Raw genomic sequence first — 18865 nt, 5'->3', positions numbered from 1 at the left:
AAGGACGTGGTATGATACGTTATTCCGGCGAAAGCCGGAATCCAACTCTGGTGAGTGACCACAGAGTATGTACTGATAGTTACCTCTACTTCAGCCGAATGGACCGGGACATGTTGCTGACAGGTGAGAGTTGGCACGGTTGCGATTGCGATTTAGATTACTATTTCGTTGGAAGATGAACGATTCTGTTCATCCCAAATACATAGAGGCAATGCACATTTGATCATGCCCCGATTTTGGCGCGCGTTCCGCGCATCGTTTACCGGGATACTTCATCGCTCCCCGGCGTCCTCTTCGAAACTCCTTCCGGTTTCGGTCTTGACCGTATTTCTCCTGCTGTTCTGCTGTGTCGAGGCCTTTTCCGCCCTGGATATTTCCTTTCAGCGATTCCCCAATCGAGAACAGCTGCAGTTGCGCCTGCCGCCGGACAGTCCTCAGCCGGAGGTCCAGCGGATTGCAGCACGCGACGTTCTTGTCCAGCTCCCCATGCCGGTTTCCGGGGACAACGCCGCTCCGTACCTGAGTGGCTCGACTCTTCTGGATGCGGTTGCCCTGGGCCGCGAAGGGCTTCAGGTCCGGACGACCACGGATGCCTTTGGTTTTGTCGGCCAGTACGATGCCTCAACAGGTCTGCTGCTGGTCAGCTTTTTTTCCGATCCCCTGGGAAGCCGCTGGCAACAAAAAGTTGTCCCTCAAGGACCCGAACCGTCCCCTCCCCCGCCGGCCCGCGTGTCCCAGTCGCCCGTGACGCCGGCATCCCCCGCTTCCCCGCAGCCTGTATCGCTCCCGGAACAAAACCAGGAACAGAATCAAGCTCGGGATCAAGTGCCGGAACCCACCGCGGAACAACCCAACGAGGCGGATCGTCGACTCCCGCTCCAATCTCCATCCGCCGCGGAGTCTTCACCCCCGCCCCTGCCGGCCGGCCTGCAGACCTTCGCCGGATTGCGCCGGAGCATCACTGATCCGCCTTCTCCCGCCGTGGAGCCTGAACAAATCCGTGGCCCTATTCCGGCGCAAACCGCCCCGCAACAGTTTACGGAACCTTCCGGCCAACCCAATTCGACTCCGTCCCAGAGCATGATCCGGAGCCCGATCCGGCGCGTCAGTCCTGAAAATGCACAACCCGTTGCCCCTTCCCGGGAGCAGCCGGAACCGGAAATTCCCCAGACGCCACAACCGGCCGCCACGGCGTCCCAGGAGGCGGTCGACTCACCTCAGCCTGCCATGGTCGTCTCACCGGAACCGGACGTCTCTCCGGCTCAAACTCCGGTCATTCGGCAACGCATCGAACCGGGTCCACCGCCAACGCCGACGTCCACGCCGCCAATCCAAGAAGACACACCCACGCAACCCGTTCTTCCGGAAGCCCCGGCTCCAGATCCGGAGCCGGAGCCGGAGGCCGTGAACCAAACCGCTCCGGTTCAGGATGATCCCGCCCCCCAGCCCGTGCAGGCGGATCAGCCATCCCCGGAAGCAGCGGACAGCGAGCAGACACAGCAGCAGGTGGAACAAGGTCAGGCGGAACAAATCCAAGAGGAACTACAGCCGGAGGAAATACAGCAGGAGAGCACCCCGGACCAGCAGTATCGCGGACTTTTGGCCACGGCCAGGGCAGCCTTGATGAATGCGGAATTCGATGTGGCCGTCGAATCATTGCGTACCCTCTCCAACGTGCAAGGGCTTTCGGATTCCATGCGCGAGGAGATTCTCTACAACCTGGGCGACGCCTTGTTCGGCCTGCACCAAAACGATCTGGCCAACAACTTCGCTCTTGTCGCCCAGGCCTATGAACGGGCCATGCACCTGAACCCGACCTCCACCCGCGCGGCCCTGGCGCTGCGCAACCTGGGAGTTCTGCACCTGAGGGTAAACAACCTGCCCGAAGCCAGGGCCTACTTCAACGTGCTCCGCCGGGACTACCCCCATGATCCTCTGGTGCCCACCACGGAATATTATCTGGGACAATACTTCCTGGATCGCGGCGACTACAATCAGGCCGCCGACCATTTCCAGCGCGTGGTTCAGAACCATCCGGAACATTCCATTTCCCAGCAGTCGTCGGTGGGCCTGGCCAGGGCCTTGAACGCCCTGGGCCATGACGAGCAGGCCTTCCAGATCATGGACTTTCTGGAGAAACGCTGGCCCCGCTACTATATCGACGATCCCAGCCTGCTGGAACTGGCCGGGATCATCGCCTTGCGCGTCAACGAGCTGGAATCGGCCAAGCAACGCCTCTTGACCTACTACAACCTGGTTCCCGACACCCCGAACGCGGACATGGTCCTGGCCCGGATCGGCGACATCTACCTGCTCACGGGCCAGCCGGATCCGGCCAGACGAATTTTTGAAAAAGCGGCCCGCAAGTTTCCGGATCAGGAAGGTGGGCTGATCGCCAAGATGCGCCTCGTGGAAGGTGGAATCCACGACGAACCGAGCCTGGAGGACATGTTTACAACCCGGCGCGCCGCGGACGTCTATTCGGAAATCATCACCAAGCATCCGGACAGTCCTCTGGCCGCCGTGGCCACCATCAAGCTGGCCATCTGGCAGATCTGGAACAAGCGGCTCGAGGACAGCCTGATGGTCGTCAGCGACTTTCTCGCGGATCATCCCCACCATTCCCTGCGGCCCAAGGCCCTGGAAGTGGGCGAGGAGGCGTTCACCCAGCTTGTGCAGCGCAACGCCGCGGACGGCCGCTATGCGGAAACCCTCGAGCAGTGGCGCAACAATCCTTTTCTGCATGCATTGCTGGAGGATTTTTCTCCTGCCACGCGGCTGGGCCTGGCCATGGCGTTCTGGAAAACCGGAGATTTCGAGCAGGCCGTCATCCTGGCCAGACCGTATCTGACCGACGCGACGCCGCGCCAGGTTCAGATCCCGGCTCTGGAGATGATTCTCGGCATCTATCTGGAACAGCAGAAGTGGGAGCGGATCGTGGAACTGGCGCCGCTGCGTGATGATTTGCCCGAGCCGCAGCAACGGGAGCTGTCCTATTCCGTGGCCCTGGCCCTGGAAAATCTGGGACGCTCGGAGGATGCCCAGCCGCTCTGGCGCAGACTGGCCGAAGACCTGAACCTGAGCCATGCCCAGCGTGGTTACGCCCTCTACTTCCTGGCCCGCAAGGCCATGCAGGACGAGAATTTCGAGCGCGTCTACCTCTATGCCCAGGAATCATTGAGTCTGTTGCTCGTCGACCGGGAAGATCAGGGAAAGATCCGGGACAACGTGCTCTGGCTGACGCAGGTCACCGAACGCACGGGCCGTCTGCAGGAGTCCCTGGCCTGGGCTTTGGAACTGGATCAACTCATCGACCAGTCCGACCCGGAATGGACCATGAGCCGCTACCGCCTAGCCCAGCTCTACCAGCGCAACCACGATCACCAGAATTGGCAGGCCGTGCTCAAGGACCTCCAGGCCAACGACCCCCGCGGCCTCTACGGCCGCCTGGCCGCCTCAGCCCTGCAAGGCCAAACCCTGGAAGATAGCGCCAGCCGGTTCAGGCCATGAGGATTCGGAAGATGCGGAAATGATGGGAAGAGGGGATGAAGAGATGAAGGAATGAACCGCCCGCTTCGCGCAGGCTGTTCAAAAACCTCGATGGCAAGGCGCAAAAAAAGTTCAAGCCCGAAGCGTATTGGTCATACGTGAGGGCTTGAACTTTTTGCAGCAACGCAGCCAGCGGGGATTTTTCAACAGCCTGCTATCCGTTGACCACGACCTCAGCCGTCCGTATGGCCTCGCCGCGACGCTCATACCCGCTGCGCTGTTCTTCCAGGACGATGTTTCGGGCCCGGCCCGGCTCCAGGCGACGGCCGGCGACGACCATGGTCTTGGGGTCAAACATGTGCCCCACGGTGGGCACCTTGTAGATGCCCATCCGGTCCAGGGCCCGGTCCAGACGGAGGATGGCCGCGTCGTAGCCTGCCACGGCTTCATCCAGGGCTGCCGGAGGCCGGCGCAGGAAGGATTTTTCCTCGGCAGCCGCCTGGGCCGCGGCCTGACCGCGCACCAGGACGTCCCGCAGGGAAACAAAGTTCAGCACCACGTCCTTTTCCACGGTCAGTCGAATGTTCTCGGCAAGCTGTCCCAGTCCCTGGGTATTCTGCTCGTAAACCCGCGAGGCGTCCTGGAATGATTGCAGCAGGTCCTTGATACAGGCCGTGGTCTTGTGCTGTTCCTGGTTCTGCATCACGATTTCCTGCCGCAGCGTGGCAAACTCCTTGAGCACCATCATGATTTCATTGCCCTCGAAGGGGCCGTCCTCGAACCTCGGCTTCTCGTCGGGCAGCTCGCCGACCCAGATCCGGAAATCCTCCACAGCCTCGGACTTCCACGGTTTCATGACCACCTGTTTCTCCGCCTTCGCGGCATTCACCCGACCCATCATCCACCGACCCAGAACCCCCATGATCGGCAGAATAATGTAATGGTCCAGGAACCTTCCAACAGCCTTGACGGCTCTCCACAACGCCGCAAACACATTTTGCATGACCTCTCTCCTTGCTCGGGGAATATTGTCAGGACATTGTCGACAGCTTCATAATAATCCGGCGTATCTCATTGCTCTCATTTCTTGCCCCCTGGGACCGCCGCACCCCAGTGCGGCAAGTTGCGGGCTTTCGCGCCACTTGGGATGTTCGCGTTCAACCGGGCCGCACTGGGGTGCGGCGGTCCCGGGAGTCTGCGGCTCAACATCTCCATGCCATTATTGGACCATAACCCGTTCAATTCGTTCGCTCCCGAGCCAGCTTGGCCTCATCATTCCGGCCCTGGCTTTCCAGTGCCCGTGCCAGAACTTCCCAGAACGACTGCTGTTCCGGCCACAGGGCAACGCTTTGCCGGGCCAGGGTTTCCGCGATTTCCGGGTCTTCGCCCTGTTCCAGGTACATCTTGGCCAACAGGTGCATGGCCAGGGCGTCTCTTGAATTGTGCACCAGGGCTTGGTGCAGGTGTTCGCGGGCGGCTTCGAGGTCGCCCTGGCGCAGGTCCAGGCGCGCCAGATGGCGATGGGTCAGCCCCTCGCCGCCGGGCATGGTTTTGGCCTGGTCGAAATATTCCCGGGCCGCGCCCAGATCCTCGTCCTGCTCGGCCAGCTGTCCCAGCCGGATCAGACTGAAGACATGCTTCGGATCAAGCTCCAGGCAGCGCAGGAACGCCTGTCTGGCCTGGTCCTGCTCTCCCAGTTTCAGAAAGGTGTGCCCCTGATTGTAGGAGGCCATGATGTCTTCGGGATTCTGGCGGACAATGGTGGTGAACTGGGTCAGGGCCTCGGAATACTTGCCCAGCCTGGCATAGCAGACGCCCAGGGAATTCCTGGCCAGGTGATTCATTTCATCCGCCAGCAGCGCCGTCTTGTATTCCTCCAGGGCGGAGTAGATGTCCCCGCTGGAGAAGAAACGGTCCGCGCTCACGGTCAGGGACGTGGAACAGAACTCCACGGCGCTGGGCTCGGGGAGCATCATGGCATGTTCCAGGGCCTTGCGGCAGTTGCCCAGAACATCCGCTTTGGCGTAGGCCAGAAAAGGATAGGCGGCCATACCCGCGTACACGGGGCAGAGCAGCACCTCCCCGGCTGCCCGGATCAAATCATTGGCCGCCGGTCGCAGCTCAGCGGCGCTTTTCTCCGGAATAAGGCAGGCCAGTGTGCTGAAGCTGAACCGCCCCATGATCGGCCGCGGTCCGAGCTTGTCCGACGCAAGGGAGGCCAGGGCAAGCATCCTGCGCTCCACGTCTGCGTGATCGATGCGTTCCGTTTCATTGGAAACGCCCTCCAGGTGCAGCAGGATCAGGGTGAACCGCGCATACTGCTGCCGCAGATCCACCCATTGCTTGATGAATTCCCGGGAGGTCATCAACTGCAGTTCCAGGACCGCATCCCGAAACGCCTGGTCCTCCACGTCGTCGACGGCCTCGTTGCGGGATCCTGTGCGCAGAATGGACAACTGGTCTTCAGGCTGGATGCTGCAGCCCGGATCGTGCAGCAGGATGATTTCGGCCACCGAACTGTCCCCGCGAACCTCCACCAGCTGCACCTCCGCCTTGCAGACCCTGGGCATTCCCTTGCGGCCCGACGGCGAGGAAATCTCCGGCAGCGCCCGGTTCGCGGGATCGAGAACCGATGACCAGACCAGAAATCGCTGCCCTTCCCGGGCATCCACGGACCGGCCCAGACTGACCAGAATCCGGTTCATGGGCAGGATCTCCAGCACCACGCCGCTTTCCCGCAGGATGCCCGAAAAAGCGCGTATCCGGCCCGGCCCCTGTTCCTGGGCATTGTGCAGGGCCCGGGAGGCTTTCTCCAGCATCAAACCCGTCTGCTCCCGCACGGATTTGCGCAGCTGGCGACCGTGAAAGTCCTGGGGGTAGGTGACATATCCCTGGCTGATGGACAAGGGAATCTTCTCACCGTTGATCCTGTTTTCACACTCCATCTTCCCGACTTCCCGGAGCAGGTCCGAGGCCAGCTCCTGGCACTTCGTGGTCGTGGCGCCGGAAAAGCAGATCGCCAGAGTATCCTCCTGAAGCCGGGCGCAAAGCGCCTGCTCCGGTGCAATCCTGGCCACCACCCTGGCCAGTTCCCGGAGCACCGAGTCCCCGAACTGGTACCCCCACAGCTCGTTGATCCGGGCGAATCCGTCCACGTCCAGGCAGATCAGCCCCACGCTGGCACTGTATTCGAAAAAACCGTCTTCCAGGCTGATGGGAGTGTCCGGCCAGAGACCGCGATGCACGAGCCGGATCTCCCGGCTCAGGGTCTCTTCAAGGCAGGTCCGATTGGCCAGACCGGTCAGCGGGTCTGTCCGGGTCCTCTTGTGCATCAGCAGATTGTCCATGATCTGCCCGCACAGGCAGGACCACAGGTGGAGCATGGTCTTGGTCACCCGCCCGCCAACGCCCCGGGCCACGAAAATACCCAGCAGCTCGCCGTGCCGGTGCAGGGGCAGCAGGGCTTTTTTCTCCTGGGCATGGTAGACGGGAACAATCTGGTGCCCCCCTTTGCTATCCGCCACCAGCATGTCCGTCGGCAGACTGGCCGGGAAATAGAGGCCATAGGAGGAAAAAGACAGAAAGCGGGCCATGCCCGACCGCAACTCGGGCTCAAAGGTGATCAAATCCTGCCGCTCAAGCCGCATGGATGTTTCCGTCGCATCAAGGGTGTTGAAAATCATGATTGCAAATCCTGATCGATAGTTGCAGCAGGGCCGGCGATGCGTCAACCACCCTGCCGTTGTCCTGCCCGTTCACGGAACCACTGGGCCACGAACGTATCCATGATCATCTGCACCACGTGATAGATAATGCCTGGAACCATGGCCAGAGGGAAGAGATGAGCGAAATAGCCTGCCCAGACGAGATAGGAGATGGTCAGGGTTTTTTGCGAGGTATGGATGGTAAAGGCGGCCGTGGAAGGCTCATCCAGCCGGATGGCCTTGGAAATGCCGAAATTCAGCGCCAGGATGACCACATGCAGAAAAATCATGAACCCAAACAGGCCCACCAGCCCCAGGCCCAGCGAACCGATCGCCCCCACGGAACTGGAAACGGCATTGAAGATGATCAACAGAACCACGCACTGCGAAAAAATGGAAAACGCCTTCTTGTAGGCCGCCACCTGCTCCTTGAGCCAGGGCCGCATGATCTGCCCCAGAACCGTGGGCACGAGCACGGTCAGACCGAGGGTGATCAGGATCTGTCCCACCGGCAAGGAGATGGCCTGCTCAAAACGCAGCATGTGCTCCATGAACCCCAGCAGCCAGTTCAGAACCAGCGGGATGGAGATCAGGGAAAAAAGGTTGCAGAGCACGCAGATGAACAGGCTCAGCGGGACGTTGCCCAAGGCCATGGCGGTCATCACCGTGCCCGAGGCCACGGTCACCGGGGCCGCGGCAATGATGATCGAACCGATGATGAAATCCGTGTTGTCGCCGAAGAACAAGGTGGCCAATACCGCGGTGATGATCGGAATCAACACCAGAGCCGAAAGCAAGGACGCGGAGAGCACGCGGACATTCCTGATCTGCTCCAAAACACTGCGCGTATCCAGGCTCAGACCGGTGATCAGAAAGGTCAAAAAGATGCCGAAATTGAGGATCTTGTATTCCTTGACAATGACGCCAAGCTGCGGAACGGCAAACGCCAAAGCCGAAACCACGGCCATGCCGAAGAAAAACCAGTGTTTTTTGAGGAAGGGGAGCATTATGGTAGTGGGTAAGGGGTAAGGGGTAATGGGTTATGGGTAATGGGTTATGGGCTATGGGTTATGGGCCATGGGACAAACACCGGCCATGGAACGTTGGCTTAGCTAAGTATACGCCACCGGCTAAAGACCGGCTTTAAACGGAATTTGTGTTGGGGGCAATGTGAGGGGCTGGGGGTCGGGCTTGGAAATGTGCTGTGGCAAGTATTCGGGCGATGCAGCGGGTTTGCAAGAATTTGAACCGCCCGCTTCGCTCAACGCGCCAAGGACGCCAAAAAGGACTTCACGCCTGACGGCGATTTTTGGCATCACCCTTCAGGGGTGAGGCAATCTTTTTGGAAAGCAGCTCTTTCCCTGCTTTCCTGCTTTCCAAAAAATGTTTCCTTGGCGTCCTCTACGCCTTGAGCGAAGCGGGCGGTTCAATGATTTATCATTCAATCAAGGTACTATCGCCCCGTCCACCCAAGGCGTTATATGCAGATAACCGGTGCCTTTCATGACCTCCAGTCCCAGGATGCTCAGGGCAAACAAAAACCCGACGGCGCAGATCAACCGGAGGGTCGGGTGGCGGTTTTTGTCCAGCATCACGATTAAGGTCGGCAGAATGCCGAACAGAACGACAATCCCCACTCCGCCCACGATGTCCAGGGCCTTGAGGAAGATGTCCGGGTAGATCAGCCCGGTCAGCAGGGGCGGGACAAAGGTCAGGGCAATGACCAGGGGGCGGCTGTCCAGGCGGAAGGTGTTCAGCGTCAGGTCTCGAATGAAGCTGAGCAGGCCCAGGCCGTTGGCCAGGAACGAGGTGCAGATGGCCACCAGGGCGAAGAACGAAGCGAACAGGGTGAAGGCCGCGCTCCGGATGATCTCGCCCATGGGCACCGTGGCCGGGGTGCTGGTTTTCCAGGCCGCGAGGATGCTGGTCTCGCCGGTCAGAGGGATCACGCCGATGCCCACCGTCACCCAGAGGGCGTTCATCCCGAAAGCCAGAAGCATGCCCAGCAAGACCGCCCGCCTGAACGTGACCATGTTCCATTTCAGGTCCGCGCTTACTGTGGGGATGATGTTGTGGAAATGGAAGGCGGTGACAATAATCGGCAGCGTTGCCGGCAGAAAGGCCCAGTCCGCGTAGCGCATCCGCTCCACGTGCACATGGCCGCCGCCCATGAAGACCAGCAGGAGAAACGTTCCGGCCAGGATCACGACCAGCATCGTGTTCAGGCGCTGGATCAGACTCAAATTGATGCACGTCAGTAAAATCAAGGGCGCAGCGAAAAGAAGCGTGACGATCGCCTGCTGGTCCTCCATGCCCAGGAGGCCGGCCACGATCTTCGCGCCTCCGGTGAAATAGGCCGTCAGCAGGCCGTAGAGAATGACCATGTTCGCCGCAATGGCCGCCCACTTGCCCACCTTGCCCAGCACCGACTCGTACAGTGAAGGATAGTCGAAAGTCTCGCTGCGGCTCCGGGCCGCCTGATCGCCCAGGATCACCGCGGTGAGATACATCATGGCCCCGCCGGCCGTCATGGCCAAAAGCGACGGCCCCAATCCCGCCAACCCGGTATTGATGGGCAAACCCAAAATCCCCGCTCCCACAAGATTCCCCGCAATCAAGGCCGCGGCGGCAACAGTCACCCCAAAACCCGTCCTGGACGAAACCTCCTGCATTATAACCCCTCTTTTTCCTCATATTATTTCCGTACAACTCCCCTGCATCACAAGAAATCCGCCTGTACACGAAATCAATCTGATCATCCACACCCACCATCTAAATCCAAATCGAAATCGCAATCGAAATCGAAAGAAAAAAAGGTTTGTGGATCGGACAGCTGCATTTTTCAGCCGAGAAAGAATTCGCGGGAAAGTATATACGCTCGCATGAAGAACGATCGGTCTTCCAAAGCTACATTGTATTTTGATTTCATATTGACGAGCGAAAGCCGAATGTAAGCCAGCAACTCAGCTCCCGTACAAACCTTGCAACAGTGAAACGATTGCACTACCTTCACTCCTGTGCCGACCTTGAAGCGATTCTCATCCTGCCGTGTCCTGATCTTCAACGGCGACCACCCGCCGCCGCACGTGCATGTCAAACTGAGCAACGGGCGGGATTGCACGGTTGAGCTTCATTCCTTCGAAATCAAGGGAAAGGTCGCCGAACGAGACATTCGTGAGGCATTGGACTGGATCCGATCCAACCAGAATTTTCTATTTGATGAGTGGCAAAGGAACAACCCATGAGCGAATATTTTTTTCCGCAATTAGAAGGTGTCGAAGCCAAGGCGCCTTATCTTTTACGCACAACGTGGAGCACCGGCGAAGTGCTGCATGTCGATGTCGAGCATATCTTGCGTCGAATTCCCCTGCTTGCTCCCATTCTCGATCCCAAAGTCTTTGCCGGCGTCCGCCTCGGGGAGGGAGGCGGTTATATCGAATGGATTGATTCGGAGTTCGGGGCGGACAACGTCTACGCCTGGTGCAAGGAACAAGCTGGAGAAGTCAGTCATGAAATGTTCGACACCTGGATGCAGCGCAACCGCCTCTCGCTGACAACCGCCGCCGAGGCCCTTGGGATCAGCCGGCGCATGGTCAGCTACTATCGCACCGCCCACAAACACATCCCGCGTGCAATCTGGCTGGCCTGCCTAGGCTGGGAAGCCACCAGGCCACGCCCCTACGAACTTCCGCGTAATCTACCCACCATTCAGGAGTATACCACCTTGCATGGGTGATCTCGTGCTGCTCGCACCTGCATGGGTTACTTTTCACATATCATAGGTACCACCCCGTCAGGCTTCGCCTGCCACCCCTCCGGAGGAGGAGAACCACCCCGCCCTTCGGGCACCCCTCCGGTGGAGGGGAATTCGTCAGGCTTCGCCTGTCATTCACCAGAGGAACATAATTCCGCCGGACTTCACTCTCCGAACTCTGTTCCACACAAGGGCACGCGACTGTTAATTCCCCTCCTTTGGAGGGGTGCCCGCAGGGCGGGGTGGTTAATTCCCCTCCCCCGGAGGGGTGCCCGAAGGGCGGGGTGGTCAATTCCCCTCCCCCGGAGGGGTGCCCGCAGGGCGGGGTGGTCAATTCCCCTCCCCCGGAGGGGTGCCCGCAGGGCGGGGTGGTTAATTCCCCTCCTTCGGAGGGGTGCCCGAAGGGCGGGGTGGTTTACGATTGTTCATCAATGCCTCATGATGATGTAAAAAACCAAGCACCCCTTCCATGTTCTGTAAAATGTCCTTGGCCGATATTCGAATCACTGTCAGCCCCAGGGATTTTAGATACTCGTCTCGTTGCGCATCGTAGCCCCCGCGATCTTGATGCGAGACGCCATCGGCTTCGATTACGACGCCTTTTTCTGCACAGAAAAAATCTACGATGTAGTTGCCGATGATTTTTTGTCGGTCGAAGTCCAATCCTTTGAAGTTTTTCCGCTTGAGCTGATTCCATAACAAGACTTCATGCAGAAGACCGGCCTTGCGTAATTCCCTGGCGCGCTCTTTCAGCTTTGGGTTGAAGGGCAAGGACATGTAGCGTTTTGTACTTCTCATAAGTACCACCCCGTCAGGCTTCGCCTGCCACCCCTCCGGAGGAGGGGAATTCCATCAGGCTACGCCTGTCATCCACCAAAGGACCGGAATTCCGCCGGGGCTCGCTCTGCGGTCTCTGGTCCACACAAATGCACAAGGATAAAATTCCCCTCCTTTGGAGGGGTGCCCGAAGGGCGGGGTGGTTTTTGTCGGTCGTCAATGCCTCTTGAGGTACTTCTCAAAAACACCACCCCGTCAGGCTTCGCCTGACACCCCTCCGGAGGAGGGGAACCACCCCGCCCTTCGGGCACCCCTCCGGAGGAGGGGAATTCCGTCAGGCTTCGCCTGTCATTCACCAAAGAAGCGTAATTCCGCCGGGCCTCGCTCTCCGAACTCTGATCCCACTCAAGGGCTCCAAAGATATAATTCCCCTCCCCCGGAGGGGTGCCCGCAGGGCGGGGTGGTAGCATAGCCCGCTTCACTTCCCCCCCCAAAGACAGCACCTCTCCGGCAAAATTATTGCATACCGAACAAGATCTGATGCCGGAATCATCAGGCATAGCGAATACAAATTCTTCGTCGCGTAGCATCATTAGCCTGCACTTACAACTGAATCACCAATTGCGGCCGAGGGTTAATCTAGCGCTTGCCCAGTTTTCCCGCGGGAAAAAACTCTGCCGTATGTGTCAATCTCTGTGGTCTGTGGGCAAAATTTCCAAGGCAAACAAAGAGAGGAAACAAATGCTTGATCAAACTCTTCTGGGTTCGCGCCTGATGAAAAAGAATCTGGTGACCGAGGAGCAGTTGGAGATGGCTCTGGAGCGGCAGCGGATGTCCGGGGGGCGGTTGGGGTACAATCTGGTGACCCTGGGCTTCATCGACGAAAAGGATCTGGCCGATTTCTTCCGCAAGACGCCCCCGCCGCCGCGCACCGTGGAGGACACCGGGCTGTCCATGACCTTCATTGTGGATCTGATCAACAAGCATGTGGTCTTCATGGGGGAGTTCACGATTCCCTCGGTGGCCGAGAGCGTCAAGCTGCCCATTCCCATAGTGGATGAGGCCATGGAGATTCTGCGCCGGGAGCAGTGCATCGTGGTCAAGGGAGCGGAGCATCTGACCAAGACCTCCTACAAGTTCGGGATGACGGACATCGGGCGCAACCGGGCCAATGAGCTGTTGAACGTCTGCCGCTACACCGGTCCCGCGCCGGTGCCCCTGGCCGAGTACAGCAAGCAGATCGAGCTGCAGACCGTAATGAACATCGTGATCAGGCCGGAGCACTTCAACAAGGCCTTTTCCCATCTTGTGGTCAGCGATTCCGTGCTGAACACCTTGGGCCCGGCCGCCTGCTCCGGACGGGCGATTTTCCTGTATGGCCCGCCCGGCAACGGCAAGTCCACCATTGCCGAAGCCATGGGCCGCGCTCTGCCCGGCGAGGTCTACGTGCCCCATGCCGTGATCGTGGCCGGGGAGATCATCACGGTCTACGACAAGGCCGTGCACCTGCCCGTGCCGCCTTTACCGAACACTCCGGCGGACCAGCGCTGGGTCCGCGTGAAGCGGCCCACGATCATGGTCGGCGGGGAGCTGACCATGCGCACCCTGGACCTGGATTTCAACCCCATTGCCAAGTATTACGAGGCGCCGCTCCAGGTCAAAGCCAACAACGGCCTGTTCATCGTGGACGACCTGGGCCGCCAGGAAATGGACATCCAGACCCTGCTCAACCGCTGGATCATCCCCCTGGCCCGGCGCATGGACCTGCTCACCCTGCACACGGGCCGCAAGTTCGCCGTGCCCTTTGACCAGCTGATCGTCTTCGCCACCAACATCGATCCCAAACAACTGGTGGACATGGCCTTCCTGCGCCGGCTGCGCTACAAGATCAAGATCGACCATCCCTCGCCCTTCGAATACCGGCAGATATTCATCAAGGTCTGCAAGGCGAACAACGTCGAGTTCCGGGAAGACGTGTTCGAGTACCTGATGGACCAGTACTACAAACGCATGGATGTCCGCCTCTCCGCGTGCCAACCCCGCGACATCATCGACCACATCATCGACGAAGCGTACTACCACGGCCGCCATCCCGAACTGACCGAAGAAAAGATCGCCATGGCCTGGGAAAACCTGTTCGTCGCGTAGCACCAGGGACCGCTGGGACCGCGCACCCAGTACCCCCCCGAGAACGCCGCCCCAGTACGGTCCCCAGGACCGCCGCACCCCAGTGCGGCCCCTGGGATCGCCGCACCCCAGTGCGGCCCGTCTCAAGCATCCGCCAAGTCTTCGTCGGCATCTCGCAACATGGGATTCCAAATACATCCCATTTCCTCCAAGCTTCCATTACGGGGCCGCACTGGGTGCGGCGGTCCCGGCTCGTCGTTTTCCAAGCGATATATTATCTCAGCTTGTAATACTGGTCGCACGGATATTCGGCGGCCCTATAGGAACCAAAACATCGAACCTACTCAGGCATACATGTTGCTAAGCAACATAAACATATCCTGTTTTCAAAGAATAGCTCACAAAATAATACACTCCGAAAAAACAAGACAACATCTTCACACCCAAGTCTGATAACAATGGACTCCACGCTCACCACTGCCAAAGCGGACGCAAAACCGGCGCAACGGGTTCCGGCCCTGGCGACGGTGGTGTTGTTGATCGTGGTCTGCGTGTTGTTCTGGGCGTCCTCCTGCCACCGGCCGCAAACCCAACCGGACAACTTCATCGACCTGTTCCTGACAGCCTCAATTCTCCTTGGCCTGAATCTCAAATCCGCGCTGGGGTTGTTCTTCCCCGGCATGGGCAGACGAAAAGAGAACAAGAACAATGAACTCGAAGACATCATCCGTTCCAACCCCCACCCCACCCTGATCTGCGACCCCTCCGGCAAAACACTGATCTTCAACGATTCCTTCGCCGAGCTGATGGGGCTCGCGCCGGACGAGGATTTTGCCGTCGTCTCCGATCATCGCACCACGGACTGGGACCTGGCCGATGTCTTTTCCAGGGTCCGCCTGGGTGAAACTAAGGTCCTGCCCGAGACATGGCGGGAACTGCCCGGGGTGCATCCGGAGCCGGCTTCCAAGAGCGTTTACCTGCGCGTGACCTTTATCCCGGTGCGCAACACCAACGGACTGGTGGAAAAGGTTTTCGTCAAGCTGGAGGATTTCACGGAGCACAAGCGGGCCGAGGAGACCATCGAACATGACCAGAAGCGCTTGCGGGCCGCCCTGGAAGGCGCCCGCCAGCTGGTCTGCGAGATGGACATGACCTCCTACAGGATGGTGGTGGATCTGCCCGGCGATGAACGCGAAGACTCCCATTCCTCCGCAAAGCTGAAGCACCACGCCGCCTTTGACAGCCTGGTCCATCCCGAGGACTGGAAGCAGCTCCAGGAACAGGTCCGGAAGTATGCAGCCAACAATGGCGCGCACTTCGAGCACCGCTTCCGGATGAAATCCGACTCCATGGACTGGCGGTGGATCCGGCTGCGGGGCAAGGCCCTGAACTACAACGGAAACGGAAACCTGATGCTCGCCGGAACCATGGCCGACATCACCGAGGAGCATGAGGCCGAGGCCAGGCTGCGCCAGTCCGAGGCCACCTACCGGGCCCTGTTCGCCCATGCCCCGGAAGGCATGTACCTGACCAGGGCCGACGATACCGTGATCTGCGTCAATCATTCCTTTGCGACCATTCTCGGTTACGACTCGCCCAGGGAATTCGAGACCGAAAACCACACCGTCCGTTTTTCAGAGATCTACCTGATCCCCAAAGTCCGGGAAAATCGCCATGTTGCCTTGCGGAACAGGGGCGAGGTCCAGCAAATGGAGACCCTGATCCGGCGCAAGGACGGCAGCCCGGTCTGGATTTCCGAAAACGCCCGGGCCGTGCGGGATGAGCAGGGCAACATCATCCAGTTCGCCGGCAGCATCACGGACATCACGACCCGCAAGCGCAACGACGAACGCCTGATGCGCCAGGCCCTCTACGACCAGCGCACCAACCTGCCCAACCGCTCCTACTGTCTCGAAAAACTGGAACAATCCCTCAAAAAGGCGGCCGAAGACTCCAACCATCATTTCGGGCTGCTGGTGTTCGATCTGGACGGCTTCGGCACGGTCAACGACACCTTCGGACACTTTGTGGGCGATCGGATGTTTCTGGAAATATCCCAGCGGGTCCAGGACCAGCTCCGCCCCACGGACACCCTGGCCCGTTTCAGTTCGGATGAATTCTGCGTGATCACGGAAGACGCCCTGCCCGGAGAAACCGCGGCCCTGGCCGAGACAATCAGGAAACAACTGGAGGAGCCCTTCCAGGTAAGCGGCCAGGAGATATTCATTACCGCCAGCTTCGGCATTCTGGCCTACAATATGACCTACACCCGCGCGGACGACATGCTGCGGGACGCGGAACTGGCCATGCAGCAGGCCAAGCAGCAGGGCAAGAACCGCTGCGCAATCTTCCAGTCGGAAATGTATCAACGCAAGAGCCGGCGCACGATCATGGAAAAGGATCTGCGCCGGGCCATGGATCGCGACGAGCTGTTCATCAACTACCAGCCCATCGTGAAGCTGGAGACCAGCGAACTCAAGGGCCTGGAAGCCCTGATCCGCTGGAAGCACCCGGACAACGGCCTGATCTCTCCGGCTCTGTTCATTCCCCTGGCCGAGGAAACAGGACTGATCGAGCCCATTGGAGAATGGGTGCTCCAGCAGACCTGCCGCCAGATCGGCAAGTGGCGGCAAAGCAATGCATCGTTGATTCTGAACGTGAACATCTCCGGCAAGCAGCTCGCCAAATCCGGACTGGAAGGCCGGATCTACCAGATCCTGCAGGAACACAGCCTGGACCCCGGGTGCCTGAATCTGGAAGTGACGGAATCCATGGCCATGTCCGACCTGGATGCGAACATCCGCACCCTGAAGCGGCTCAAGTACATGGGCGCCCGGCTGAGCATCGACGACTTCGGCACCGGCTATTCCTCCCTGGCCCACCTCCAGCGCTTCCCCCTGGACGAACTGAAAATCGACCGCGCCTTCATCAACACCATCAACGCCAACCCCGCCAAGAACCGGATCATCCACGCCATCGTGGAAATGGCCCATGGGTTGAATCTGGAAATGGTGGCCGAAGGCATCGAAACCCAGTTCCAGTGCGACCTGATCAAGACCTACAAATGCCACTACGGCCAGGGCTACCTCTTCGCCAAACCCATGGATCCCGTGGAAATAGAAAAAACCTGGATCCACCCACCAAAAGCCAAATCCATCACCGCCCCCCAATACATTACGCAACCCGAACCTGTGCAATCTGTTGTGTTAGTTCAGTAGCTGGCTGTTGATATAGTGGGTTATGGCAGTCGAGGCGGGATTAAGAAAGTTTGAACCGCCCGCTTCGCTTAAGGCGCAGGGGACGCCAAGAAGAAGATCTTTGTCTCCTGCTGGAAAGATGCAGGAGACAAAAGGGCTTCACGCCTACGGCGATGTTTATCGCCCGCCAAGAAGAGGCAACCTTTATGAAAGCAGCTCATTCCCTGCTTTCATAAAATGTTTTTCCCTTGGCGTCCTTGGCGGCTTGAGCGAAGTGGCATGCCCCGCCCTCACTTTGCTCAAGTTGGTGGTCAGTTTCTACGGATTGCCAGGACAAAGTGAGTGCGGGGGCGGTTCAATTCTCTCATCTTTTCTCCATTACTACCTTAGAACTGGCGAGAATACTTACTACTTCTAAGCAACATTATGCCAAACCAAACAATTCACATGCCTTCCAAATTTTCAAGACAAAATCATGCTAAAAGACTGAAATTGTCCATAAAAAATGGAACTAAAACTACTAATTGTAATCACTATTGACCCTTTTTCTCGATCAAAAAGCCCAATGGGTATCTCCACATAAACACAGGCCAACACCAGGAGCAGACTATCTTTTAAACTTATAACATTATTTCAGATTATTAGCCACAAAGTGCAACCTTTGGCCCGGATCTTGATAGAAAGGGTTCATCTCAGATCTGAGACGAGATCAAATTTTTGGCAGGGGAGTCCTAAAACTTCTTAACTTTTTCAACCACATTATACAGGAGGACAACATGGACAAGCTGATGAATTTCTTGAAGGACGAGGAAGGGGCAACGATGGTGGAATATGGTTTGATGGTTGCCTTGATTGCGGTTGTTGTTGGGGTTGCAGCTGGTACACTTGGAGGATCAATATCAGATCTATTTGGCAGGGTAGAAGGTTCACTGGACGAAACGCCACCCGTCGTTCCATAATAATAAAAAATTATGCCTTAAAAAAAGGGGCAACTTTCATGGTTGCCCCTTCTCGAAAATTATTGAAATGAATGGGATCATGATATTAGCGTTCTTATAGTTTTTTCATGATGATAAAGGTGTGACATTAACCGGATATGGTGCTGATTATCTTGATCGCATTGTCACTGCTGTAGGTGTCGGAATTCTTAGAATGCTGTCGCCAATCTTTTCCAGACTGCCATAACTCAATCTAATTCCTCTCCATGTATAATCATTTAGTTTTTATTTCCATGTTCGTTTTGATCATGTTGTTTGCAGCGATTTATGACTTAAAATACCAACGTATTCCAAATTATCTCAATTTTTCCATAATGGGTATTGCCCTTGTCTGCCATACTTTATTTTCCGGGCTGGACGGATTTCACTTTAGCGGCGCAGGATTGCTGCTCGGCATAGCCCTATTTCTCCCCTTATACATTATAGGCGGTATGGGTGCCGGCGACGCCAAACTCATGGGAGCCGTGGGAGCGGTTGTGGGTGCCAAAGGCGTTATCATTTCCACCATATATACTGGCCTCTACGGCGGTGTGTATGCCCTGCTACTCCTAGCCATCCACCCCCAATACGGACGAGTCCTGATTTCCCGGACATGGCCCGTACTAAAGACCTTCCTCCTGACCCGCCAGTATGTGCCCGTTACCTCTGTCCCGCCCATCGAAAACAAACCGAAACTCTGCTATGGCGTGGCTATTGCAATGGGCACCATTACCTATCTGGTACTGAACCATCTCGAATACAATTTTCTTGGCTTCTGACAATATCAAGAACTAGATTCCCGCCTGCACGGGAATGACCTGAAAAATTCATTTCAAATTT

At 57.9% G+C, this 18865-nt stretch carries 12 protein-coding genes; 7 read left to right on the top strand and 5 right to left on the bottom strand.

From position 1 onward, the window contains the following. Positions 1 to 318 precede the first annotated feature (318 nt). Complete coding sequence (locus ACYQ15_RS17995; RefSeq protein ID WP_459938876.1) at positions 319 to 3510, top strand: tetratricopeptide repeat protein; 3192 nt, start codon at positions 319 to 321, stop codon at positions 3508 to 3510. Positions 3511 to 3703: 193 nt separating this feature from the next. Here the strand turns inward: ACYQ15_RS17995 and grpE are convergent, their stop codons facing one another. The 4 genes from grpE to ACYQ15_RS17975 form a co-directional block, all read right to left on the bottom strand. Further along, positions 3704 to 4492 (bottom strand): nucleotide exchange factor GrpE, encoded by a 789-nt coding sequence (grpE, locus tag ACYQ15_RS17990; RefSeq protein WP_459938875.1) that lies wholly within the window; start codon positions 4490 to 4492, stop codon positions 3704 to 3706. 235 nt (positions 4493 to 4727) lie between these two features. After that, entirely contained in the window at positions 4728 to 7172 is a 2445-nt protein-coding gene (locus ACYQ15_RS17985) for a tetratricopeptide repeat protein (protein WP_459938874.1), read from the bottom strand. Positions 7173 to 7216: 44 nt separating this feature from the next. Then, on the bottom strand, positions 7217 to 8200 hold the full coding sequence (locus ACYQ15_RS17980) for a bile acid:sodium symporter (protein ID WP_459938873.1): 984 nt from the start codon (positions 8198 to 8200) through the stop codon (positions 7217 to 7219). 438 nt (positions 8201 to 8638) lie between these two features. After that, positions 8639 to 9865 (bottom strand): aromatic amino acid transport family protein, encoded by a 1227-nt coding sequence (locus tag ACYQ15_RS17975; RefSeq protein WP_459938872.1) that lies wholly within the window; start codon positions 9863 to 9865, stop codon positions 8639 to 8641. Positions 9866 to 10210: 345 nt separating this feature from the next. Here ACYQ15_RS17975 and ACYQ15_RS17970 point away from each other — a divergent pair, with 345 nt between their 5' ends. After that, positions 10211 to 10438: a DUF4160 domain-containing protein gene (locus tag ACYQ15_RS17970; protein ID WP_459938871.1), complete on the top strand. Its 228-nt coding sequence runs from the start codon at positions 10211 to 10213 to the stop codon at positions 10436 to 10438. Next, positions 10435 to 10929, top strand: a complete 495-nt coding sequence (locus ACYQ15_RS17965; protein WP_459938870.1) for a DUF2442 domain-containing protein — start codon at positions 10435 to 10437, stop codon at positions 10927 to 10929. Before ACYQ15_RS17970 ends, ACYQ15_RS17965 begins: the two co-directional genes overlap by 4 nt. A 390-nt stretch (positions 10930 to 11319) precedes the next feature. Here ACYQ15_RS17965 and ACYQ15_RS17960 read toward each other — a convergent pair whose 3' ends face one another. Next, positions 11320 to 11745, bottom strand: coding sequence for an endonuclease domain-containing protein (locus tag ACYQ15_RS17960; RefSeq protein ID WP_459938869.1), 426 nt, complete (start codon positions 11743 to 11745; stop codon positions 11320 to 11322). 720 nt (positions 11746 to 12465) lie between these two features. On the opposite strand from ACYQ15_RS17960, the gene ACYQ15_RS17955 reads away from it, so the two are divergent. The 4 genes from ACYQ15_RS17955 to ACYQ15_RS17940 all read left to right on the top strand — a co-directional run bounded on the left by ACYQ15_RS17955 (position 12466) and on the right by ACYQ15_RS17940 (position 18804). Continuing rightward, on the top strand, positions 12466 to 13872 hold the full coding sequence (locus tag ACYQ15_RS17955) for an ATP-binding protein (protein ID WP_459938868.1): 1407 nt from the start codon (positions 12466 to 12468) through the stop codon (positions 13870 to 13872). Between the two features lie 437 nt (positions 13873 to 14309). Further along, positions 14310 to 17069 carry a sensor domain-containing protein gene (locus ACYQ15_RS17950; protein WP_459938867.1) on the top strand — a complete coding sequence of 920 codons (2760 nt, stop codon included), beginning with the start codon at positions 14310 to 14312 and terminating at the stop codon, positions 17067 to 17069. Between the two features lie 755 nt (positions 17070 to 17824). Further along, positions 17825 to 18007, top strand: a complete 183-nt coding sequence (locus ACYQ15_RS17945) for a Flp family type IVb pilin (RefSeq protein ID WP_459938866.1) — start codon at positions 17825 to 17827, stop codon at positions 18005 to 18007. A gap of 245 nt (positions 18008 to 18252) precedes the next feature. Next, complete coding sequence (locus tag ACYQ15_RS17940; RefSeq protein ID WP_459938865.1) at positions 18253 to 18804, top strand: A24 family peptidase; 552 nt, start codon at positions 18253 to 18255, stop codon at positions 18802 to 18804. Positions 18805 to 18865 lie beyond the last annotated feature (61 nt).

It is taken from the genome of Desulfonatronum parangueonense (assembly GCF_054656975.1).
The sequence above is the reverse complement of the archived record's forward strand: the minus strand, read 5'-3'. Positions and strand labels throughout refer to the sequence as shown.